Genomic DNA, 269 nt, shown 5'->3' on the forward strand with positions numbered 1-269 from the left:
TGAATCAGAGGGTCTTGCCGCTCTGTCAGCAGCGCAAAACCTGCATGTGCACCCGTGATACATAGGGTGTAAATCTCGTCACGTTTAATTATCATACGAGAATGAAGAACTCTTTGTTTTGTAGCTAGCTTGAACACTTCTATCTCATACATTCCCTCATCCCACTCCATATAGGCTGTTAACTGGCTGTAAGGCATTTTTTTCAAGACCTCATTCCGGTTCACATAAACAGCAAGCTCACTAAGATCTGGGGCAGCGTGAAAGAGCCG

Annotated in this window: 1 protein-coding gene; it reads right to left on the reverse strand. The window is 45.0% G+C overall.

The features are described from left to right. Positions 1-269: DUF4397 domain-containing protein (locus SB658_RS24265; RefSeq protein WP_410602909.1), on the reverse strand; the 269-nt coding region annotated here is incomplete at both ends.

Source organism: Bacillus sp. SIMBA_008 (genome assembly GCF_046535495.1).
In the GTDB taxonomy this organism is placed as follows: domain Bacteria; phylum Bacillota; class Bacilli; order Bacillales; family Bacillaceae; genus Bacillus; species Bacillus subtilis.